Here is a 21,865-nt window from a genome sequence, read left to right on the forward strand (position 1 = left end):
CCCGGAACGTCTCGAGGTCCTGCGGGGTGAGGATGCCGATGGTGTGGTTGTCGCCGTCCGTGGGCACGGCCATCCAGCGCAGCAGGCGGTAGAGGCCGATGAACACCGGGAACTGGATGAGCGCCGGGATGCAGCCGGCGAGCGGGTTGTAATTGTGTTCGTCCTGGACTTTCTTCATGGCCTGCTTCTCCGCGGCGATGGCCTCCGGCGAGGTGGCGTCCGCGTACTGCGCCTTGATGCGCGCGAGGTGCGGCCGGACCAGGAAGCCGACGCGGCTGATGCGGTATTGCTGCAGCGCAAACGGCATGATGAGCGCGCGGACCGTGACCACGAGGAGGATCACGGAGGCGACCCACGCGGCGGAGGGGCCCATGCCCAGGACGTCTGCAAGCAGCCAGTGCCACAGCTTAATCACCGCAGAGACCGGGTAGACCAACATTTCCAGCATGCTGAGCAAGCGCCCCTTTCGTAGCGTCGTTCGCAGTGCCGCGCGCGAGCGGTCGTGGGTTAATGTTATGCCATGCCCGCAGCCCCACACCGCATCAGTGCCTCACAGGTCATCGGGGAACTCCTGCTCACCGCAGGCGCCCTCCTCCTCCTGTTCGCGTTCTACGAGTCGTTCTGGACCAACATCGCCTCCGGCGAGAAGCAGCATGAGGCGCAGCAGAAGCTCGAGCTGCAGTGGGGCGAAGGCTGGGTCAACCCGCGCGAAGCGAAAGCGCCGGCGCTTGGCGACGCCTTCGCGCGCATGTACATCCCCGCCTTCGGCCCCGACTACGAGTTCGCCATCATCGAGGGTGTGCAGGAAAAGGAGCTGCTCGTCGGGCCGGGCCGCTACCCGGACACCCAGATGCCCGGTGAGAACGGCAACTTCGCCGTCGCCGGCCACCGCGTGGGCAAGGGCGCGCCCTTCAACGACCTGGGCGGGCTCAAGGCTTGCGACGCCATCGTGGTGGAAACCCAGACCCAGTGGGTGACCTACCGCGTGCTCCCCATGTCGCAGCAACCGGACGAGCGCCGCGTCGAAACCGCGGACTGCCTGCCGGGCGAGATGAACGAGCGGGTGGCCACCGGCGACTACGGCAAGGTGCAGGGGCGCCACATCACGGTGCCCGGCGACATCGACGTGGTCAACCCGATGCCGGAGACGAAGTCCATGGAGGTGGTGGACGGCATGGAGGGCATCATGACGCTGACCACCTGCCACCCGCAGTTCTCCAACGCGGAGCGCATGGTGGTCCACGCGATGCGCACCGAGGTCCTGCCGAAGAACCCGGAGGGCAACACCCTCCCGAGCGCGATGTCGGAGGTGAAGTAGCGCATGTACGCATTCCTGTGGCGCAAGCTGCCGGGCAACACGTGGGTCAAGGCCCTCATCACCGTCGTCGTCCTGGTCGCGGTGTTCTTCCTGCTGATGGAGGTCGTGTTCCCGTGGATCTCGGCGATGATGCCGTACAACGACGTCGCCGTTTAGCGCCGTTGAGCGCCGTCTAGTCCGTCCAACGCGGCACCGGCGGCACCCACCGCTCCAGCCTGTCCAGCAGCTCGTCCGGGTCGTCCGCGACGACGAGGTGGTCGCGGTCCGTCTGCCGCACGAACCCGTTGTGCACCATGTGATCCACCATGTCCAGCAGCGGCTGCCAGAACTCGCTGCCAAGCAGCCCGATTGGCTTGGAGTGCAGCCCGAGCTGCTGGCTCGTCCATTCCTGGAACAGCTCGTCCAGCGTGCCCGTCCCGCCGGGCAGCGCCACGATCGCGTCGCCCTGCTGACTCATCATCGCCTTGCGCTCCGCCATCGACCCGACCAGCTCGAGCCGGTCCAGCCCGTCGAACTTGAGCTCGTAGTTGGCCAGCTGCGTGGTGAGCACGCCGAGCGAGGAGCCGCCGCTTGCCGACGCCCCCGCGGCCACCGCTCCCATCACGCCCACCTTGCTCCCGCCGTAGACCAGGGTAGCGCCGCGCCGGGCGAGTGCCTCGCCGAGCAGGCGGCCCTGCTCGAGGTATTCCGGGCGCTTGCCGGGGTTGGCCCCGGCGAAGACGGTGACGGCGCGCAGCCGGCGCGGGCGCAGCGCCGGGAAGATCCGCGAGGTGAGCAGGGGCGCGATCTGCCGGTCGCCAGGCTCCTCCGGGTCGATCCAGGCGGCCTCGGCGATCTCCGCCGCGGGCGCCGGCGCGGCGGGCGGAGCGGGGTGCACGTACACGGTCGAGGTGACGGTGTGCCCCGGTTCGTTCGACGCCTCCGCGCTGAAGCGGCCCAGGTAGCTCAGGTGCGAGCGTTCGACCTCCACGCCGATCTCCTCGCGGGTCTCGCGCAGCGCGGCGTCCAGGGTGCTTTCGCCGGGCTCGAGTTTGCCGCCCGGCAGCTGGTAGCGAGGGCTGGAGTGCTTGCGCACGCACAGCACCCGCCCTTCCGCGTCGCGGAAGACGATTGCGGCGACGATGATCTCTGCGAGTGGCTGGTCTGGGGGCGTTACGTGTTCGGTCACAGGCCCAGGGTAGCGATGACTTGCTCCGCCACGTGTTGTGCCTTCACCGACTCGTCCTGGTTGGTAAACACGGTGACGGCGTGAGAGCCCTTGGCCACCGAGTATGCGGCACCGATCCGGTCGGGGACCTCGCCGCCGCCGTGTCGCCCGCCGTTCCACCCGACCGGCTGGTCCGCGGGCGAGGTGTACGCGATCGGCGTGGCCCAGTCCACCACCTGCATCGCCGCCTCCGGGCTGTCCATGTGGCGCACCACCACCGTCAGCTGCGGCTCCTCCGGGTAGGACCAGAACTGGCAGGCGGGCGTGTCGAAGCGTTCGTCGATGCCCACGCCCGTGACGCGCTGCCCGTTGGTCTGCGCCACCCACTCCGTATCCAGGTAGGGGCAGTCGACCCAGCCGTTGCGGTCCGTCGCCGGCAGCGCCTCGACGGGCAGCCCGGAGTCTGGCGCGGCCGCTTCCGTCGGCTCCTCACCCGCGGTGCCTGCTCCGCCCTCGCTACCGCTGCCGCACGCGGCGAGCGCGAGACCGGTTGCCACGAGCACGGGGGTCATCCACACAGTGGGTAGTGTCAAACGCATGAGCTCTAGACTAGCCAGCGCGGCGCAACCGACCGCAGACGTGCCGGACAATAAGGCGCTCGACACCGGCATCACGGTGCTCGCCGTGTGCCTCGTGCTCGTCTCCCTCGGCGCGCTGGCCCGGATGCCGCTGAACCTGGCGCTGCTACAGATCCTCCTGGTCTCCTCCTTCTCCTTCGTCCTGTTCTACGGCATGGTGGAGATGCACCGGTGGGGCCGCTGGATGCGCGGCCTGTGGTGCCTCGCGCTCACCGCGGTGTGGGTCGCGGATATGACCATCTCGCCGGTCGCGGTTTACTGGGTCTTCATCCTCTTCTTCGTCTTCCTCCGCGTCTTCAACAACTGGCGCGGCCTCCTCCTTGTCGCCGCCGGCCTCATCATCTCCGTCCTCATCCAGATCCCGGGCGGGCTCACCCTCGGCGGCGTCCTCGGCCCGGTCCTTTCCGCCGCGGTCGTGGTGGCCATCAACTACGCGTTCACCACCATCGGACGGGTGAGCAAGGAGCGGGAGGCGCTTATCGACGAGCTGCTTTCCACCCGCGACAAACTGGTCGCCACCGAGCGCGCCGCCGGCGTGGCGCAGGAGCGCGAGCGCCTCGCGCACGAGATCCACGACACGGTGGCGCAGAACCTGTCCTCGATTCAGATGCTGCTCCACGCCGCCGAGCGGGACCTCGCGGGCCTGGACGTCCCGGCCGAGCAGCTGGAGGCGCCGCTGAAGCGGATGGAGACGGCGCGCCGGGCGGCGTCTAACAACTTGGCGGAGACGCGGGCGATGATCGCGGCGTTGGCGCCGGCCCCGTTGAGTGAGACGTCGTTAAGCGATGCCCTCACCCGCATCGCGGGCGACCTGGAGACGGCGAGCGACATGCGCATTGAGATCGACACGGACGGGGAGGCGCAACAGCTGCCGATGCGCACCGAGGCCGGGCTGCTGCGGATCGCGCAGGGGGCGATGGCGAACGCGGTGAAGCACTCGGGCGGGACGCGGATGCGGGTGACGCTGACGTACGGGGCCGGGGAGGTGCGCCTGGACGTGGTGGATAACGGGCACGGGTTCGACACGGAGGCGCAGGCGGAGCAGCCCGCGGGGCTGGGGCACCTGGGGCTGGACGCGATGCGCTCGCGCGCCGCGGAGCTGGGCGGGGAGCTGGTGGTGGAGTCCGCGCCGGGTGGACCTACGGCGCTTTCGGTCGCGGTACCGAGTAATGTCAATCAAAAGAATGATGCGGCCAACCGCATCGACGAAGATAAGAACGAGGTGAACGATGATCCGGGTGCTGCTGGCCGATGACCACGAAATTGTGCGGCTCGGGCTGCGCTCCGTGCTCGAGGCGGCGGAGGACATCCGCGTCGTGGGTGAGGTGGCGACCGCCGAGGCCGCAATCGCGACCGCGCAGGCGGGCGGCATCGACGTGATCCTGATGGATCTGCGCTTCGGCGCCGGGTCCGAGGGCGCGCGGGTGACCACGGGCGCGCAGGCGACGGCAGAGATCCGCTCCAGCATGGCGACGCCGCCGAAGGTGCTGGTGGTGACCAACTACGACACGGACGCGGACATCCTGGGCGCGATCGAGGCCGGCGCGGTGGGATACTTGCTCAAGGACGCGCCACCGGAGGAGCTGCTCGCCGCGGTGCGCTCCACCGCGCGCGGCGACGCCTCACTGTCGCCGGTCGTGCGCGACAAGCTGGAGACGCGCGACAGGGCGCCGCGTTCCTCGCTTACGCCGCGCGAGCTGGAGGTGCTGCAGCTGGTGGCCGAAGGCTCCTCGAACCGGGAGATCGGCCAGCAGCTCATGCTGTCGGAGGCAACGGTGAAGTCGCACCTGGTGCACATCTACGACAAGCTGGGGGTGCGCTCGCGGACGTCGGCGGTGGCGTCGGCACGCGAGCAGGGGGTGCTGTAACCCCCAAGAGCTCCGAGAGCCCCGAGGCTTAGCGGGACTTCTTGGCGATCTCCGCGCCGAGTGTGTCCAGCTCCTCCTCCACGGTGCCGTACGCCAGGCGGCGCTGCTCCGGGTTGAGGTGCTCCGCGTCGCGCACGTTGCGCGCCAGCTCATTGAGGCGCACCTTCGCGTCGCCGGAGAAGCCAGACGGCAGGTTGTCGGCGGACTCGACGGAGGTACGCAGGGCGTCGATACGCGCCTTGAGCTCGGCGCCGCGGCCGGAGTGGCGCGCGAGGTCCTGCGGGTTGACGCCCAGACCGGCGGCGCGGGAGTTCATGCGGTTCTGCTGGTAGGAGGTGTACGCCTTGTACGCCAGGGGCAGCAGGATGGGCACGAGGATGCGCGACGCGCCGACCCACTGCTTCGCCTTCTTCTGCGTAAAGCCGGTCTGCTCGATGCGCTTCAGGTGCGCCTCGGCCAGCTGCTTCTCGTGCTTGCGCTTGCGCTTCAGGCCCTTCTTCTCTTCCTTGATCAGGCGCTTTTCTGCCTTGTCCAGCAGCTTCGCCGTCTTCTGATCGGCCTTCGCCTGTTCCTTGGCCATCTTGCGGGCGCGCGCCTCGGCGGCCTTGATCTCCGCCTTCGTCCTCGCGCGGGCCTTGCGGATCGCTTCAAAAACTCCCATTGGGGTGGTGCTCCTTGGTCGTGTCGTTTTTCGCTGTCCCGATCTTACCCGCCGTCCAGGTAATGTGGTCCATATTGTGAATGAGCCGTTTCAGGTCCGTCCCGCGGACCTCGTGGGATGCAGGTTCCGGTTGCGCCAGCGTTGGGCGCACCCGGAGATCGGTCCAACCCCGAGCGGCGAGTCCCGCCAGGCGCAGCTCGAGGCCGCCCGCGAACTCGTCTTCGCCGCGCTGCCCACGAAGCGGGCGGTTGGCGACGGCCGCCGGAAAGCCTTCGTCCGCGTCGACCTCCCGCCGGCCACGACCCCTACCGAGCTGCTCAGCCGCGACGCGGAGACGCGGGCGGCGATGCGCCGCGGCGCCCACCTGATCACGCGCGCGGTCCTCTGCGGCACACTCGAGGGGATCCGCGTGGTGGACGAGATCGACGTGCTCGTGCGCACCGACGACGGCTACCTCCCCGTCATCGTGTCCAACCACCGCGTCGCGCGCAAGGACCCGGAGTCCAGCACGCGGATGGTGCCCACCGGCCGGCTCGGGCTGGGCAAACCGCTCGCGGTGCGCACCAAGCCGCGCCACCACACCATCGACGGCTACCGCCTCGCCATGGCGGAACTCCTGCTCGGCGACTCCGCCACCGGCCTCGGCGCGAGCATCGGCCAGGACCGCGAGCGCGCCTACCTCGGCGAGGTCACCCGGTTCGTGCCGCCGATGCTGCGCGCGCTCGGCGCACCGATCCCGGACGAGCCGCTGCGCCTCAAGCAGTGCGCGGGCTGCCGGTTCTGGCAGCTCTGCGAGCCGCGCCTGCGCGAACTCGACGACATCTCGCTCGTCTTCTCCGGCGGCCGGGGCGACGCGTGGCGCGACAGGGGGATCGTCACGGTGCAGGGGCTTATCGACGCCTCCTGCGGCGAGGCGTCGGTAATCGCCCGCTCCTGGCGCGAGGGCATCCCGGTGCTGCGGCGCCAGGGGCCGATCCGCGTGCCGCGCGCCGACGTGGAGATCGACGTGGACATGGAGGCGTACCTGGACCAGGGCGCCTACCTGTGGGGCGCGTACGACGGCGCGGTGTACCGCGCGTTTGTGACCTGGGACGACGTGGGTGGTGAGGCCGAGGAACGCAACTTCACGCAGTTCTGGCGCTGGCTGATGGGCGTGCGCGACGCGGCGCACGCGGCGGGCAAGACGTTTGCGGCCTACTGCTACGCGGCGGGTGGCGAGAACCACTGGATGAAGTCGTCTGCCAAGCGCTTCGACTCCGTGGAGCTGGCCGAGGTGCAGGCCTTCATCGCGTCCGACGAGTGGGTGGACGTGTTCGCGCACGTCCGCACGCACCTGGTGGGCACCGACGGGCTGGGCCTCAAGGTCCTCGGGCCGGTGGTGGGGTTCACCTGGGAAGACGACGACGTCGACGGCGAGGTCTCCGTGGCGCTGCGCCGCGCAGCGCGGGAGGGCGGCGTCGACGGCGCGGCGGCGCGGGAGACGCTGCTGCGCTACAACGAGGACGACTGCCGGGCCACGCGCGCCGTGCGCGAGTTCCTCGACGCGGGCGCGCCGGGCCTGCCGCTACTCTGAGCGCTTCTCCGCCACGGCGAGCGCGACCGCGATGGCGATGAGCGCGCCCAGCAGCGCCGCGAGCACGGCCACGAACCCCGCCCACGGCAGCGCCTCAAATGCCTGGCCCGTCGCCGCCCCCAGCAGCGACGATCCCATGTAGTAGCAGAACACGTAGAGGCTCGACGCCTCCGCGCGGTCCTTCTCCGCAATCAGCCCTACCCAGCCCGACGCCGTGGAGTGCAGGGCGAAGAAGCTGGCGGTGAAGAGGAGCAGCCCCACCAGTGTGACGATGAGGTTGCCGCTCGACCCGATGAGCGCGCCGGTGAGCATGAGCACCGCGGCGGCGAGCACGACCCGGCCGCGACCGAAGTGGGAAACGAAGCTGCCCGCCCGCGCGCTCGACCACGTGCCGGACAGGTACATCACGTAGGTCAGGCCTGCCAGCGACGGCGCGAGCCCGAAATCATTGATGGCGCGGAACCCGAAAAAGTTGTACATGGACACGAACACGCCCATGGCGATGAACGCGGTGGCGACCAGCCCGACCAGGCGCGGGTTGCGCAGGTGGCCGGCCACGGCGCGGACCTCGGCGCCCGGGCGGATCGACGCCTTCGGGCGGAAGTTGCGCTGCTCCGGCAGCAGAATGGCGGTGGCGACGGCCAGGGCGAGGCTCACCGCGGCGCTCGTGGCCAGCGCCCAGCGCCAGCCGGTGACCTCGAGCATGAACGCCGGGATGAGGCGGCCGGTCAGCCCGCCGACCGAGGTGCCCGCGATGTAGAGCCCCATCGCGCCGGCGAGGTCGCGCTCGTCCAGCTCCTCCGACAGCCACGCCATCGCCACCGCGGGCGTGCCCGCGAGCAGCGCTCCCTGCAGCGAGCGCAGCACCACGAGCTGCTCGATGCTCTGCGCCAGCGGCAACGTCAGCCCGAGCGCGGTGGCGGCGAGCGCGGAGATGACCAGTACGCGGCCGCGCCCGAACTTCTCCGACAGGATCGACGCCGGCACCACGCACACCGCGAGCGCGCCCGTCGCGGCGGACACGGTGAGCGCGGCGGTGGACGGGTCGATCCCCATCTCGCGCGTGAGCGTGGGCAGCAGCGCCTGCGTGGCGTAGAGCGAGGAGAAGATCGCCAGGCCGACGAGGAGCATGCCTATCGACGCCCTGCGATACTCAATCGTGCCCTTCCTCATAAGGACTTATGGTCCACCTTTTTGCGCGCTCCCGCAACGGTTTCGCCGGATTTCCTGTGGCGTGCCCATAAAAAACCGCGCCGGCCACGCGGGTGCGTGGTCGGCGCGGGGTGCGGCGTCTTACTTGGACGCAGCGGCGAGGCGCTCGTTGACGTCGTCCCAGTTGACGACGTTCCACCAAGCCTTGACGTAATCAGCCTTGACGTTCTTGTACTGCAGGTAGAACGCGTGCTCCCACATGTCCAGCATGAGGACCGGGGTGAAGTCAACGGAGATGTTGCCCTGCTGGTCGGTCAGCTGCTGGATGATCAGGCGGCCAGCGATGTGGTCGTAGCCCAGGACGGCCCAGCCGGAGCCCTGCAGGCCGGTGGCGACGCCAGCGAACTGCTTCTGGAATGCCTCGAAAGAACCGAAGTCGCGGTCGATGGCCTCGGCGATTGCGCCGGTCGGGTTGCCGCCAGCGTTCGATGCCATGTTCTTCCAGAAGATGGAGTGGTTGGTGTGGCCACCCAGGTTGAACGCGAGGTTCTTGGACAGCGCGCGCAGCTTGTCCGGGTTTGCCTCGCCGTTGCGCTCAGCCTCGAGGGCCTCGAGCGCAGCGTTCGCGCCAGCGACGTAAGTTGCGTGGTGCTTGTCGTGGTGCAGCTCCATAATCTCCTTGGAGATGTGGGGCTCCAGCGCGTCGTATGCGTACGGGAGTTCCGGAAGCTCGTAAACAGCCATTGTGCTAAATCCTTTCGTCAGCTTGTGATGACGTGCCCCATAGTAGACAAAAACTCATTTCGTGCAATGAAAATATCCGTGGAATTTCCGGGGCCCAATTGTTAGTTATTAGACACATGGGATTCCTTTTTGCACTGACACCTGAGCTCGTTCCGGCCGACCAGACGCTGCCCGGCCGCGCGGAGCCGCTGCTGCCAAACCCCCAGCCGCACGCCGTGCTGGGCACCCCGATTACCGGGCCGTGGAAGCCGGAGCAGCGCCGCTTGCGCATCGCCATTGGCTGCTTCTGGGGCGTGGAGAAGATGTTCTGGGAGCTCGACGGGGTGGAGTCCACCTCCGCGGGCTACGCCGGCGGGCAGACCCCCAACCCCACCTACGCCGAGGTGTGCGGCGGCAGGACCAACCACGCGGAGACCGTCGAGGTGGTCTACGACCCGGAAACGATCAGCCTGAAGGACCTGGTGCGCACCGCGCTCGAGGCGCACGACCCCACGCAGGGCTACCGCCAGGGCAACGACCACGGCACCCAGTACCGCTCCGCCTTCTACCCGGACACGGAAGAGGAAGCGGAACAGATCCGGCAGTGGTGCGACGAGTACGGCCGCCAGCTCAAGGAGGCCGGCTACGGGGACATGACCACTGAGGTCCGCGCGGACGTGGACTACTACCTGGCGGAGGAACAGCACCAGCAGTACCTGCACAAGGTGCCCAACGGCTACTGCCCGCACCACTCCACGGGCGTCGCCTGCGGGATCTAAGCGCGCAGCTTCGTCGCGTCCGCCGCGATCCACCGGTTGATGCGCTCCAGCTCGGCGTTGGTGAGCCCGCCGTCGAGCACCTTGTTCCACGCCGCGACGGTCTCGGCGTGGTAGTTGTGCCCGTGCGGGGCGGCGAAGTCCTTGGAGTTGATCTGGTCGATACCCACCTGCCAGAAGGTGACAAACGGCCACCAGCGCAGCGTGTCCAGCACGTCTAAGTGCTGGGCGGCGGGGGCGGGGACCCCGCGCGAGCCGGGTTCCTTGAGCCAGTCGGGGGCCCGCCACAGCAAGCTCCAGTCCCACCACACGATGGGGTCCGAGGCGTGTTGGGCGAAGACGGCGCGGGGGAACTCCCATGGGGCGTCGTATTCGTTGCCCGCGTAGTCGTGGTCCAGGTGGTCGGGGTGGGAGATGAAGCGGAAGTGGCGGCCGCCGTCCACGACGGGGAGGCGCTGCGGGCTGCCCTCTTCGCGCCGTCGCGTCAGCGCCGCGTGGGCGGCGCAGAACGCCGGCGCCCCCGTGAACACGCCGCCGGAGGTGCGGGCGAGCAGCTCCTCGGGTGCGTGGAAGGCGTCGGCGACGCCGTAGGCGCCGAGGGACTCTCCGCCGACGTAGAGCTTGGGCTGGCGGTGGGCGTCGAGAAGCGAAATGCGGTTGCGAATCGCATTGATGAGGATGCGGGACGACTGGACGGCGGATTCGCGGTCCGCCATGTAGGAGTAGAGCGACGGGACGTAGGAGTACTGCATGGCCACGATGGCGCAGTCGCCGCGCGCGACGAACTCGAAGCCGGAGGTGTGGAAGTCATTGATCCAGCCGGTGCCGGCGGCGGAGAGGACCGCGATGTGGCGGCGCGACCAGGCGTCGGTGCGGTCCATCTCGCGCAGGGCGGCGGCGGCCATCTCTTCGTAGGAGCGGCTGCGGTTGCCGTCGCGAAGCGCGATGAAGATGCGGATCGGCTCCTTGACCTTGTCGGGGGATTCGCCCAGGACCAGACCGATGTCGCGCTTGCGCGGCCCGCCCGCGACCACCGCGCGGCCCTGGCGGCCCATCCTGCGCCACGCCTCGCCGGACGCGGGCGAGCCCGTGCGCTCCGGCTCGCGCGGCTGCGCGGCGCCCGGGAGGAACTGCCGGTTAAGCTCTTCCGCCTCCTTGTACACATTGGAGAGGAAGTTGCGCACCACCAGGCGATCCGTGAACAGGTAGGCGCCCGCGCTCACCGCGAGAATTGCCAGCGGCCACGAGGTCACGGGCGGGAGACGGCGGCCGAAGACGGCGTTGATGCGGTCGACGGAGGTCTGCAGGGCCTCGCCAAGCAGCAGCGTCGCGCCGTACCCCAGCGTGCCCACCGCTAAGCCGGCCACCGTGTCAGCCGCCCGCACCGGGCGCGGGTTCTCCACCAGCCGCTCCTGCCGGGCATGCACGCTTAACGACGCCCCGTAGGCCGCCATCGTCATCGAGCTCATCACGATGCGCGCCGGGTTGGCGTGCCGCCCCCGCGGCCCGCTGGTCCCGCAGGCCCGCGCGACGCTGCCCACGCCCGAGCCGATCATGTGCCCGACGGCCTGGCAGATCGCCACGTTCGCGGCGGTGGTCCACCAGCGGCGGGGCAGCAGCGAGGGCGCGACCGCGCCCCACGAGGCGATCTCCGCGCCGATCACCCCGGAGCGGAAGTTGTTGGGCAGGCGGCGCAGGCCCTGCAGGCGGACGATGGGGGAGAGGTCCGCGAGGATTTCCACGGCGGCGAGCGGGGCGGCCAGCACGCCGTGGCGGTCGAAGCTGTACCGGCCGCGGGCGCGCCGCACGGCCCGACGCGCCGAGTCGATACCGGCGGTGAGGCGGGAAAGGGGCGCGGTGGCGTCGATAAGCTTGGGTGTGCCCATGCCCAGCATTATGACAAAGTTTCTCCGGTCGCGCGGGGGCGCAACCCGTTGTAGGTTTGGGCACTGTGAGGCAGACGAACATTGTTGCGCACCGCGGATTTTCCGGCATGTACCCCGAGCTGACCAGGCGAGCGTTTGAGGAAGCGCTGAAGCTCCCCATCCACGGCATCGAGTGCGACGTGCGCCTCTCGCGCGACGGCAAGCTCGTCGTCTTCCACGACGCGAACGTTTCGCGCACCACGAACGGGCGCGGGCGCGTCGACTGCATGGACTACGCGCAGCTGCGCGAGCTGAACTGCGGCACCGACGAGGACCCGCAGCAGATCATGCTGCTGGAGGAGCTGCTGGAGCTCATGCAGGACTACCCGGACAAGCACCTCTACATCGAGACGAAGCACCCCACCCTCTACGGGCCCGAGGTGGACGAGCAGACGCTGCGCGTGCTCACCTACGCGGGGCTGCTGCACAGCGAGCGCATCCACATCATCTCCTTCTCCCACAAGGCGGTGCGCTACTTCACGCACATGGCGCCGCAGCTGGAGACCTACTACCTGTTCCGCGTGCGCGAGAAGCGGTGGAACCCGCGCGGCACCATGCTGTCGCGCCCGTACGGCGTCGGCCCGTCCATCCAGCACCTGCAGGCGCGGCAGCAGCTGGTCGGGCTGCGCGGGCTGAAGACGTACACGTGGACCGTGAACACGCCGCGGCAGATGATGTGGTGCCGTGACCACAACGTGGACGTCCTGGCCACCGACCTGCCCAACCTGGCGCTGGAGACGTTCGCGCGCGCGGACGCCACGAGCGTGCCCGCTCCGGCACCTGCGAGTTAAGGAGACTCCATGGATTCCAACATTCCCGGCATCGTCGCGCACCGCGGATTCAACGGCTGCTACCCGGAGAACACGCGCCGCGCCTTCGAGGAGGCGCTCAAGCTGGACATCTACGGCATCGAGTGCGACGTGAACATGACGAAGGACGGCCAGGCCGTGGTGATCCACGACCTCTCCGTGGACCGCACCGCCATGACCGTCGACGGCGAGCGCGCCACCGGCGAGGTCGCGGAGCTGACGCTGGAGGAGATCCGCCAGCTCAACTTCGGCACTCCGGAGGACCCGCAGCAGATCATGCTGCTCAGCGAGCTGCTCGACCTCCTCGCCCAGTACCCGGGCAAGCACCTGCTCATTGAGACGAAGCACCCGTCCCCGTTCGGCGCCGAGCTGGACGAGGGGGTCGCGCGGGTCGTGCGCGCGCACGGCATGGACACCGGCGAGCAGGTGCACCTCATCTCCTTCAACCCGGAGGCGATCGAGCGCTTCCGCGAGCTGCTCCCCGAGCTGCGCTCCTTTGCCCTGATGGACCCGACCGAGCCGCTGCCGGTCGACTTCGGCCAGGCCACGGGCCCAGGTCCGTCCGTGCGCCAGGCGCAGGCTGAGCCGGAGGCGCTCGGCGCGGCCGACCAGCCGTCCTACGTGTGGACCGTCAACCTGCCGCGCGAGATGCAGTGGTGCCGCGCCCGCGGGGTGGACCTCATGGCCACGGACCTGCCGCAGCTCGCGCTGGAAACGTTCGCGGGCGAGTAGCGCGCGTCCGGTAGATTTGACCGCATGGCTAAGAAGAAGCGTAAGAAGCAAGAGGACCTGCCCGAGGGCATGAGCCGCCGCCAGGCCAAGATGGCCGCGCGCGCGAAGGAGCGCGAGGCGCTGCAGAAGGATCCCCGCCCGTTCGGCGGGCTCGCCGCTGAGGCCGAGTTGATCGCGCTGCAGGAGTTCGTGCCGTCGGCAAGCGCGAAGTTCCAGGTCAAGGGCGAGGACGTCACCGTGGCCACCGTGCTGCCGGGCGCGGCCGCGGCGATGGTGCGCGAGAGCGGCGAGCGCCTCGTGGCCCTGCAGGTCGGCGCGCACTCGCAGAACCCCGGCCGCGACCTCGCGTACGCGCTGAGCTGGGTGCTCGAGGCGAAGCCGGGCGAGACGCTCCAGTCCACCGCCGCCGATGGGAGCCAGCCGGAGCTCAAGGCGCTTATCGACGCTACCTTCACCCCCGAGATCACCGTCTACAACGACTTCAACTGGTGGTTCGCCGAGGGCGAGGACGTCCCCGCGCAGCTGCGGCAGGCGATGAACCAGGCGAACGGCGCTGTGTGGCCGTCCGCCGAGGTCAGCGCGGGCGTGCCGGGCGCCGTGTGGTGGGTCAACCCGGGTGGCGGGAAGGCGCACATCCGCTGGATCCGCACGGAGGACAACGAGTCGCAGGTGCTCAACGCGCTCGCGCGCATCGCCGCGACGGGTGAGCTGGTGCTGGGCGAGGGCACGAAGTTCGCCGGCGCGTTCCGCACCCACGGCGTGGTCGTGCCGGTGTGGGACCTGGACCCGGAGGTCGCTCCGGAGTCCTACGCGGAGGCGCTGAAGGCGCTGGACGCGAAGCTGGAGGCGGAGCTGGGCAACGACGCGCAGCTCACCGCCGCCGAGCGCAAGCAGCTGGACAACATCAAGTCGCGCCAGGTGACCATCTAAACCCAGCTGAAAGACAGTTGTCGCGCAGAGCTTTTGTACATCTCTTGCAGATCTCTTGAAGTTTGCAAGTAGTTTTCTCAGGGAGAACTTTCTGTCAACCGGATGTTCACCTGGGGTCTCTAAGTTCTTGCGCATGCAACCCACATCGCAGACGCGCGCGCGGATTCCCGCGGTCTCCGAAGTCCCGGAGGTTTCCGAGGAGTACGCGCGCAACCCGCGCAAACGGAAGATTGATTGGCGGCAGATCGGCCTGGCTGCGCTGCTCATCGGCCCGAACCTGTTGCTCCTCATTCTGTTTACCTACCGGCCGCTGGTAGATAACATCCGCATCTCCTTCTACGACTGGAACATCTCCTCGCCGACGATGCACTTTGTCGGTCTGCAGAACTACCTCGACTGGTTCCAGGCCCCGGACACCGGGCGCGTGGTGTTTAACACCGTCGTGTTCACCTTCTTCGCCGTCGCCGGCTCCATGGTGATCGGGCTGGCGCTGGCGCTGCTGCTGGACCAGAAGCTGTTCGGCCGCGCCGCGGTGCGCTCCATGGTCTTCGCTCCTTACGTCATCGCCGGCGCTGCGATCGGCGTGGCCTTCCAGTTCGTCTTCGATCCCTCCTACGGCCTCATCCAGTTCTTCCTGGGCAAGATCGGGGTGGACGTGCCCAACTTCTACCAACAGCAGAACTGGGCGCTGTTCATGGTCACCGTCACCTACGTGTGGAAGAACGTGGGCTACGTCTTTGTCATCTATCTCGCCGCGCTGCAGGGGCGCCGCCGCGACCTGGACGAGGCCTCCGAGATTGACGGCACCTCGCCGGCGCGCCACTTCTTCCGCGTGGTTCTGCCGCAGTTGCGCGGCACGACCTTCTTCCTGCTCATCACGGTGCTGCTGAACTCGTTCCAGGTCTTCGACATCATCAACGCCATGACCGGCGGCGGTCCGTTCGGCTACGGCACCTCCACGATGGTGTTCCAGGTCTACCAGGAGACGTTTGTGAACAACCGCGCCGGCTACGGCGCCGCGGTGGCCACGATCATGTTCCTCGTGGTCCTCATCATCACGGTCATCCAGGTGAAGATGCAGGAAAGGATGGAGAAGTAGATGTCTACGAAGCAGACCATCCCGGCGGTCACGCACACCGCTGCCAACACCGCTCCCCAGGGCGACCTGCCCCCGGTGCCGGGCTCCCAGTCCGACGCGGAGCCGGTAATCACGGAAACGCAGCGCAAGCGCAAGGGCGCGCCGATGGACCACTCGCACCCGGCGGTGAAGGTGCTGGGCTACATCGCGCTCGTGCTGACGGTGCTGGTGATCATGGTGCCGCTGTACTTCATCTTCATCACCAGCTTTAAGTCGTTCCAGGACGTCTACTCGGACCCGATCTCGTTTTGGCCCAACCCGTTCAAGGCGGAGAACTATTCGTACGTGTGGCAGACCTCCGGCTTTGCCAGCTACCTGAAGAACTCCGTCATTATCACGCTCGTGCTCACCATCATTGAGGTGGTCCTCGGCGTGTTGTCGGCCTACGCCTTCGCGTTCCTGCGCTTCCCGGGCCGCAACCTGCTGTTCCTGCTCATCATCGCCTCGCTGATGGTGCCCAACCAGATCACCATCATCTCCAACTACTCGCTGGTGGCCTCGCTCGGCTGGCGCGACACCTACGCCGGTGTGATCATCCCGCTGGCCGGCGTCGCCTTCGGCGCGTTTCTCATGCGCAACCACTTCCAGTCGTTGCCGCCGGAGATCCTGGAGGCCGCACGCATGGACGGCGCGGGCTTCTTTACCACCCTCTTCCGTGTGGTGCTGCCCATGTCGTGGCCGACGCTTTCCGCGTTCGTCCTGATCACCGTGGTCAACGAGTGGAACCAGTACCTGTGGCCGTTCCTGATCACGGACACCCCGGCGGCGGCCACGCTGCCCGTCGGCCTGACCCGCTTGCAGGACGCCGAGGGCGTGACCAACTGGGCCCCGGTGATGGCCGGCACCGTGCTGACCACCTTGCCCATGATCATCATCTTCCTCATCCTGCAGAAGCCGATGATCAAGGGCCTCACCGCTGGTGCGGTGAAGGGCTAGGCGCTTCTCGACGCCACCGTCACCCCCACCAACCGCAATACTTCCAACAACACATCAAGGAGAAACACCATGTCCCGTCACACCAAGCGCATCGCCGCCCTGGGCGCAGCACTGCTCACCACCGTCTCGCTGACCGCCTGCGCGGGCGGCTCCACCACCGCCTCCAACGGCTCCAAGGACTCCGGCGACGCCAACACCATCACCTTCTGGTCCAACCACCCGGGTTCCTCCCGCGACCTGGAAGAAGAAATGATCAAGGAGTTTGAGGAGGAGAACCCGGACCTGCACGTCGAGCTGGTGACCGCGGGCTCCAACTACGAGGAGGTGGCGCAGCGCTTCAACGCGTCGCTGGCCGGCGGCGACCAGCCGGACGTCCTCGTGGCCTCCGACGTCACCTGGTTCAACTTCGCGCTCAACGAGGCAACCACCCCGCTGGATGAGCTGTGGGAGATGAACGACATCGACGCCGACAGCTACGTCGACACCCTGCGCGAGGACTACAAGTACAACGACAAGCACTACGGCGTCCCGTACTCCCGCTCCACCAACCTGATGTACTGGAACACCGACGACCTCAAGGCTGCGGGCCTGCCGACCGATCGCGGCCCGGAGTCCTGGCAGGAGTTCGACGAGTGGGCGACCGCTATCAAGGAGAAGCTGAACAAGCCGGCCGTGACCGTGCCGGACGGCTCCAACTACCTGGACTGGTACTTCCAGGGCATGATCTGGGCATTCGGCGGGTCCTACTCCAACGAGTGGGAGCCGAACTTCACCTCCCCTGAGTCCATCGAGGCGGGCAAGTTCCTGCAGGATCAGGTGAAGGAGGGCCACATCGAGATCGCGACCGACCCGACCGTCGCGTTCGGCTCGGGCAAGGCTTCCGGCCTGCTGGAGTCCACCGGCTCCCTCGGCGGCCTGAAGGAGACCGCGACCGTCCCGTTCATCACCACCTACCTGCCGGGCCCTGGCCCGTCCGCCGCGACCGGCGGTGCTGGCCTGGCCGTGCCGAACGGCATCTCTGATGAGCGCAAGGCCAACGCGGTGAAGTTCATCGACTTCATGACCAACACCAAGAACACCATCAAGTTCTCCCAGAAGACTGGCTACATGCCGGTGCGTAAGGACGCCCTGGAGGATCCGGAGGAGAAGAAGTTCCTGGAGGAGAACCCGAACGCGGAGACCGCGATCAAGCAGCTGAACGAGAACACCAAGCCGCAGGATTACGCCCGCGTGTTCGTCTCGGGCGGCGGCCAGCGCATCGGCGGCGCGCTCGACCGCATCACCGTCGGCGGCCAGGACGTGGAGCAGACCTTCGCCGACCTGCAGAAGGAGACCCAGGGCGTCATCGACCGCGACATCACACCGAAGCTCTAAGCCCGCACCCTGCACATTTCGCACCACCTGAAAGGACATCATGGCCACTGTTGAATTCCGCCAGGCCTCCAGGATCTACGATCCGCAGAAGCCGCCGGCGGTCAGCCGCCTCAACCTGGAGATCGCCGACGGCGAGTTCCTGGTGCTTGTAGGCCCGTCGGGCTGCGGCAAGTCCACCACGCTGCGCATGCTCGCCGGGTTGGAGCCGGTTGACGAGGGGCAGATTCTTATCGACGGCACCGACGTCACCGAGACCCGCTCCCGCGACCGAGACGTGGCCATGGTCTTCCAGTCCTACGCGCTGTACCCCAACATGACTGCGCGCCAGAACATGGCGTTCGCCCTGCAGAACGCCAAGGTGGACAAGGCGACCATTGAGGAGCGCGTGAACTTCGCGGCGAAGATGCTCGAGCTCGAGGACCTCATCGACCGCAAGCCGTCCGCCATGTCCGGCGGCCAGCGCCAGCGCGTGGCCATGGGCCGCGCGATCGTGCGCCAGCCGAAGGTCTTCCTCATGGACGAGCCCCTGTCCAACCTGGACGCGAAGCTGCGCGTGTCCACTCGCGCCCAGATCCTGCAGCTGCAGCGGGAGCTGAACACCACCACGGTCTACGTCACGCACGACCAGACCGAGGCGATGACGATGGGTGACCGCGTCTGCGTGCTGAAGAAGGGCATCATCCAGCAGGTCGACGCCCCGAACACGCTGTACGAGAACCCGGGCAACACCTTCGTCGCCACCTTCATCGGCTCCCCGGCGATGACGCTGATTGAGAACGTGCCGGTGGTTGGCAACCGCGTCGCGGGCGGCAAGGACCACGCGCTGGACTACCACATGCCGGCGGAGCAGATGGCCAAGGTGCAGTCCGACCGCGTGATCGTGGGCATCCGCCCCGAGAACTGGGAGATCCTCGGCGTGAACCAGCCGGGCGAGCAGTACGGCCTGCCGGTGCGCGTGGACATCGTGGAGCACCTCGGCTCCGAGCTGTACGTCTACGGCAGCCGCGAGGAGAAAGCCGACGACGTGATCGCCGTGCGGGGCGACCGCATCACGGTGAAGGTGCCGCGCGGCATCAACGTGGATCAGGGCGACACGATCTACCTGCGCCCGATGGAGGGCGGCTGCGTCTTCTTCGCCCCGGACACCGAGATCAACTACGACTACCTGTAGAGCCGGTAGAAGTTTGCGGCGTCGCCCCAAAACACGTCCTCGGCGTGGTCGGGGCTGATGTGATTACCGCAGGGACGCGAAGAGCTCCTCCGCCGCGGCCTCGTCCCAGAGCAACACGTTGCCCACGTCGGTGTCCTGGAAACCACCGAGCGGGATCGTCTCTGCGTTGATGCCGCCGCGCATCGCCAGCGGGATGCGGGCCAGGTTCCAGATGTGGTCGCCCTCGCCGACCGAGAACATCGTCGGCACCGTCCACAGCAGCGGGACCAGGCGGAAGGGGTTGAGGAACACGGCGGGCGAGGTCACCTTGTCCAGCATCGCGCCGAGGAAGTCGCGCTGCCGCATGACGCGGTCCAGGTCGCCCTGTGCGGTGGCGCGGGTGCGCACGTAGCCCAGGCTGGTCGCGCCGTCCATCTTCTGGCAACCGGGCTGGACGGAGATGTTGGCCAGGGGGTCGTCGATCGGCTCCTGCACGCAGATCTCCACGCCGCCGACGGCGTCGACCACGTTGGCCAGCCCGCCCATGCCGATTTCGGCGTAGCGGTCGATGTGCAGGCCAGTGCTCTCCTCGACGGTCTGCGCCAGAAGCGGGGCGCCGCCGTACGCGAACGCGGCGTTGATCTTGTCGTAGCCGTAGCCGGGGACGGCCACGTACGAGTCGCGCGGGATGGACACCAGCGTCGGCTTCCCGTGCAGCGGGAGGTGTAGCAGCATGATCGTGTCGGTGCGGGTTGTGCCCAGGTCGCCGCCCGTGCCGAGGCGCTCCACGTCCTTCTCGCTCAGGCCCTGGCGGGAGTCGGAGCCGACGAGCAGCCAGTTCGTGCCCGAAGTGTTCGCAATCTGCTCGGGCGGGAGCGCCTGGATGCGGGTGAGGCGGGCGTCGGTAAACAGCGTGCCCACCACCACGAGCACGATCAGCGCGAGGAAGAGGACGCCGCAGCCTGGGGCCTTCGCTTTTCGACGCCGCTTCGTTCCCCTTCGACGCCCCCGCGACACCTGCGACGGCACCGGCTCGCGGGCGGGCTCGGGCGCCGGGCGCGAGTACTGCGGGGTGCGACGGGGCTGGTATTCCTGGCGTGGCGCTTGCTGTCGGGGGCGCTCCACGCGGGTGAATTCGGGGACGCGTCGTGGCTCGTATTCCTGGCGCGGCGCCGGCTGCCGGGGAGGCTCCTGGCGCGCGCTGCGCTTGCGGATTGGCCGACCGTACCGGTCTACCAGGGGCTTTCCATCCTTGCCCAGCACGAACTCCCCCAGGTGATCGCGTGGGTCGTTGGAGTGGGGCGTCGAAGACATGCACTTAGTGTAACGGTTGTGGCGTGTGGGACCTACTGCTTCGTAGCGCCGCGCGCTGGGAGTTCGCCGGGAAATCCGCCACTAGATGCCCTGGACGGGGCGGTCGGAAGCTACCGAAGAAGAGTTGTGCAACAATTGCTGCACGATTATCATGCAGGTATCACTGCACGAAAGAAGGAGGTTTCATGTCCCCTCGCACATACCACCATCCAGAAACCGATGAGATCACACTGGCTAGAGTGTTGGCAGCCCTGAGCGATCCCACGCGTCTGGAGATGATTCGTCGCCTAGCGGACGGGGGTGAGCACGATAGTCTCGAGCTCGCAGACGATCTTCCTCGGTCGACCCTGACTTATCACACCCGCATGCTGCGCGATGCGGGTGTGACATGGACGCGGAGTGAAGGTCGTGCGTGTCTCATTCGGCTGAGAAGTGAGGATCTAGATCAGTTGTTCCCGGGCGTGCTTGCGGCTGTGATCGCCAACGCCGGCACGAAGGCGGGACGAGCTTGATGGGGCGGCTTTGGCCCTTCGTGGTGGGCAGTGTTGCTCTCGGGCTAGACGCCTACGTTGTTGCCGGTCTTCTTCCTGCTATTGCCTCGTCCATGAATGCACGCGAATCCACCGTGGGCCTGGGGGTGGCGGCCTTCACCGGCGCATATGCAGTAGCAGGACCCCTGCTGGCTGGGCGTGCGGGTCGGAGATCACGACGGAGCCTGATCCTTTCCCTTCTGGTTTTTACAGTGGCGAACTTAGCCACAGCGCTCTCGTCGACCGTCGTGGTGTTCTTGGTTACCCGAATAGTGGCTGGCGCGGCAGCGGGGGTGTACTCGCCCTTATCGTCCGCGGTTGCCGCCGAACTCGTGGGAGAAGAACGCCGGGGACGCGCGTTAGCCCTGGTCCTTGCGGGTTTGGCAGTTGGTACCGTGTTCGGTGTCCCGATAGGCTTGGAGCTGGCACATCGCTGGGGGTGGCGAGCTGCCATTTTGTTGATCGTGGCTATCGGCGGCGCATCCCTAGTGGGAGTCGCTGTGCGCGGAGGAGAACTGCCAGCAATACCTGCGTCGGGTGCGGGCGACCGGCTGCGATCGATCGCGCGCCCCAAGAACTTGCTCACGGTGACAGTGACATTGCTGACTGGCGTAGCTTCTCTGGGGCTCTATACATATATGACCGTGATTCTGTCCGTGGGAAGTCTCGCCACACACCAGACTCTTGCGATTTGGGTTTGGGGCGTTGGAGGCGCGGTGGGTGCGCTAGGTATAGGCAGACTCATGGATCGGCGCAACCCGCTGCGTCTCAGTGTGGCCATTCTCGTGGGGCTCATCTGCGCGTTGCTCGGTATGACGCAGGGGCAGACCGTCTGGCTTCTGGTTGCGAGCCTATTTGTTTGGGGAATGTGTGGGTGGGCCTCACTTGCGCCCCAGCAGCACATCCTTCTCCAGGCAAACCCGGCTGACGGCGCCACTGCCGTGGCCGCGAATGCCTCTGCTAACTACTTGGGATCGGCACTGGGCGCGACTGCTGGCTCACTGCTCGTAGCGGCACAGGCGGCGCCTACCGTTCTCTGTAGCTCTGCAGCTGCCGTGGCCGGGATGGCACTGCTTTGCCAGCTTTTTAGGCAGCGCATGAATTCCAAGGAGTAGACACGTGCTCGCCAGCGCCCAGGCCGTGCATCCTGACGGATTGCGAGGACGTGTGA

General features: G+C 67.5%; 23 protein-coding genes. 15 read left to right on the forward strand and 8 right to left on the reverse strand.

Features of this window, described 5'->3' with window-relative positions:
• A partial coding sequence (yidC, locus tag EAW56_RS09235; RefSeq protein WP_122086242.1) for a membrane protein insertase YidC occupies positions 1-448 on the reverse strand: 448 nt, incomplete at its 3' end.
• A 72-nt stretch (positions 449-520) separates the two neighbouring features.
• On the opposite strand from yidC, the gene EAW56_RS09240 reads away from it, so the two are divergent.
• Together EAW56_RS09240 and EAW56_RS12730 are read left to right on the forward strand one after the other, a co-directional pair.
• Positions 521-1,318: a class E sortase gene (locus EAW56_RS09240; RefSeq protein ID WP_122086243.1), complete on the forward strand. Its 798-nt coding sequence runs from the start codon at positions 521-523 to the stop codon at positions 1,316-1,318.
• A 3-nt stretch (positions 1,319-1,321) separates the two neighbouring features.
• Positions 1,322-1,474: a hypothetical protein gene (locus tag EAW56_RS12730; RefSeq protein ID WP_095278866.1), complete on the forward strand. Its 153-nt coding sequence runs from the start codon at positions 1,322-1,324 to the stop codon at positions 1,472-1,474.
• Between the two features lie 16 nt (positions 1,475-1,490).
• On the opposite strand, the gene EAW56_RS09245 is transcribed toward EAW56_RS12730, so the two are convergent.
• Both EAW56_RS09245 and EAW56_RS09250 read right to left on the reverse strand, forming a co-directional pair.
• Positions 1,491-2,486, reverse strand: coding sequence for a TIGR00730 family Rossman fold protein (locus EAW56_RS09245; protein ID WP_122086245.1), 996 nt, complete (start codon positions 2,484-2,486; stop codon positions 1,491-1,493).
• Positions 2,483-3,064, reverse strand: a complete 582-nt coding sequence (locus tag EAW56_RS09250; RefSeq protein ID WP_122086246.1) for a DUF2020 domain-containing protein — start codon at positions 3,062-3,064, stop codon at positions 2,483-2,485. Before EAW56_RS09250 ends, EAW56_RS09245 begins: the two co-directional genes overlap by 4 nt.
• Between EAW56_RS09250 and EAW56_RS09255 the strand changes: the two genes are divergently transcribed.
• Positions 3,063-4,358: a sensor histidine kinase gene (locus EAW56_RS09255; RefSeq protein ID WP_095554723.1), complete on the forward strand. Its 1,296-nt coding sequence runs from the start codon at positions 3,063-3,065 to the stop codon at positions 4,356-4,358. The genes EAW56_RS09250 and EAW56_RS09255 overlap by 2 nt on opposite strands.
• Positions 4,333-4,971 carry a LuxR C-terminal-related transcriptional regulator gene (locus tag EAW56_RS09260; protein ID WP_095278870.1) on the forward strand — a complete coding sequence of 213 codons (639 nt, stop codon included), beginning with the start codon at positions 4,333-4,335 and terminating at the stop codon, positions 4,969-4,971. The genes EAW56_RS09255 and EAW56_RS09260 overlap by 26 nt, the downstream gene beginning before the upstream one ends.
• 28 nt (positions 4,972-4,999) lie before the next feature.
• Here EAW56_RS09260 and EAW56_RS09265 read toward each other — a convergent pair whose 3' ends face one another.
• Entirely contained in the window at positions 5,000-5,632 is a 633-nt protein-coding gene (locus tag EAW56_RS09265) for a DUF6474 family protein (RefSeq protein ID WP_095547916.1), read from the reverse strand.
• A 76-nt stretch (positions 5,633-5,708) separates the two neighbouring features.
• On the opposite strand from EAW56_RS09265, the gene EAW56_RS09270 reads away from it, so the two are divergent.
• On the forward strand, positions 5,709-7,205 hold the full coding sequence (locus EAW56_RS09270) for a TM0106 family RecB-like putative nuclease (RefSeq protein WP_244213398.1): 1,497 nt from the start codon (positions 5,709-5,711) through the stop codon (positions 7,203-7,205).
• Here the strand turns inward: EAW56_RS09270 and EAW56_RS09275 are convergent.
• Positions 7,197-8,378, reverse strand: a complete 1,182-nt coding sequence (locus tag EAW56_RS09275; RefSeq protein ID WP_244213399.1) for an MFS transporter — start codon at positions 8,376-8,378, stop codon at positions 7,197-7,199. The genes EAW56_RS09270 and EAW56_RS09275 overlap by 9 nt on opposite strands.
• Positions 8,379-8,498: 120 nt before the next feature.
• Entirely contained in the window at positions 8,499-9,101 is a 603-nt protein-coding gene (locus EAW56_RS09280; protein WP_095278874.1) for a superoxide dismutase, read from the reverse strand.
• A gap of 116 nt (positions 9,102-9,217) precedes the next feature.
• Here EAW56_RS09280 and msrA point away from each other — a divergent pair, with 116 nt between their 5' ends.
• The gene (gene msrA / locus EAW56_RS09285; protein WP_095278875.1) at positions 9,218-9,859 is read left to right on the forward strand and encodes a peptide-methionine (S)-S-oxide reductase MsrA; all 642 of its coding nucleotides are present in this window, start codon (positions 9,218-9,220) and stop codon (positions 9,857-9,859) included.
• Here the strand turns inward: msrA and EAW56_RS09290 are convergent.
• Positions 9,856-11,742, reverse strand: coding sequence for an alpha/beta-hydrolase family protein (locus EAW56_RS09290; RefSeq protein WP_122086265.1), 1,887 nt, complete (start codon positions 11,740-11,742; stop codon positions 9,856-9,858). The two genes, msrA and EAW56_RS09290, sit on opposite strands and share 4 nt — an antisense overlap.
• A 65-nt stretch (positions 11,743-11,807) precedes the next feature.
• Here EAW56_RS09290 and EAW56_RS09295 point away from each other — a divergent pair, with 65 nt between their 5' ends.
• The 7 genes from EAW56_RS09295 to EAW56_RS09325 all read left to right on the forward strand — a co-directional run bounded on the left by EAW56_RS09295 (position 11,808) and on the right by EAW56_RS09325 (position 18,871).
• Positions 11,808-12,572 carry a glycerophosphodiester phosphodiesterase family protein gene (locus tag EAW56_RS09295; RefSeq protein ID WP_233127012.1) on the forward strand — a complete coding sequence of 255 codons (765 nt, stop codon included), beginning with the start codon at positions 11,808-11,810 and terminating at the stop codon, positions 12,570-12,572.
• A 9-nt stretch (positions 12,573-12,581) separates the two neighbouring features.
• Positions 12,582-13,322, forward strand: coding sequence for a glycerophosphodiester phosphodiesterase (locus EAW56_RS09300; protein WP_095535976.1), 741 nt, complete (start codon positions 12,582-12,584; stop codon positions 13,320-13,322).
• Positions 13,323-13,346: 24 nt separating this feature from the next.
• Positions 13,347-14,252: a DUF5926 family protein gene (locus EAW56_RS09305; RefSeq protein ID WP_122086251.1), complete on the forward strand. Its 906-nt coding sequence runs from the start codon at positions 13,347-13,349 to the stop codon at positions 14,250-14,252.
• A gap of 133 nt (positions 14,253-14,385) precedes the next feature.
• Positions 14,386-15,351 (forward strand): carbohydrate ABC transporter permease, encoded by a 966-nt coding sequence (locus tag EAW56_RS09310; RefSeq protein ID WP_122086253.1) that lies wholly within the window; start codon positions 14,386-14,388, stop codon positions 15,349-15,351.
• The gene (locus EAW56_RS09315; RefSeq protein ID WP_122086254.1) at positions 15,352-16,326 is read left to right on the forward strand and encodes a carbohydrate ABC transporter permease; all 975 of its coding nucleotides are present in this window, start codon (positions 15,352-15,354) and stop codon (positions 16,324-16,326) included.
• 69 nt (positions 16,327-16,395) lie between these two features.
• Positions 16,396-17,700, forward strand: coding sequence for an ABC transporter substrate-binding protein (locus EAW56_RS09320; protein ID WP_122086256.1), 1,305 nt, complete (start codon positions 16,396-16,398; stop codon positions 17,698-17,700).
• A 40-nt stretch (positions 17,701-17,740) separates the two neighbouring features.
• Complete coding sequence (locus EAW56_RS09325; protein ID WP_095535980.1) at positions 17,741-18,871, forward strand: ABC transporter ATP-binding protein; 1,131 nt, start codon at positions 17,741-17,743, stop codon at positions 18,869-18,871.
• A gap of 63 nt (positions 18,872-18,934) precedes the next feature.
• Here EAW56_RS09325 and EAW56_RS09330 read toward each other — a convergent pair whose 3' ends face one another.
• Positions 18,935-20,164, reverse strand: coding sequence for an LCP family protein (locus EAW56_RS09330; RefSeq protein WP_095535981.1), 1,230 nt, complete (start codon positions 20,162-20,164; stop codon positions 18,935-18,937).
• Positions 20,165-20,349: 185 nt separating this feature from the next.
• Here EAW56_RS09330 and EAW56_RS09335 point away from each other — a divergent pair, with 185 nt between their 5' ends.
• Together EAW56_RS09335 and EAW56_RS09340 are read left to right on the forward strand one after the other, a co-directional pair.
• Positions 20,350-20,676: an ArsR/SmtB family transcription factor gene (locus tag EAW56_RS09335; protein ID WP_095278884.1), complete on the forward strand. Its 327-nt coding sequence runs from the start codon at positions 20,350-20,352 to the stop codon at positions 20,674-20,676.
• Positions 20,676-21,809, forward strand: coding sequence for an MFS transporter (locus EAW56_RS09340; protein ID WP_244213400.1), 1,134 nt, complete (start codon positions 20,676-20,678; stop codon positions 21,807-21,809). Before EAW56_RS09335 ends, EAW56_RS09340 begins: the two co-directional genes overlap by 1 nt.
• Positions 21,810-21,865: the final 56 nt, after the last annotated feature.

Source organism: Corynebacterium gottingense (assembly GCF_003693265.1).
GTDB classification, from domain to species: Bacteria; Actinomycetota; Actinomycetes; order Mycobacteriales; family Mycobacteriaceae; genus Corynebacterium; species Corynebacterium gottingense.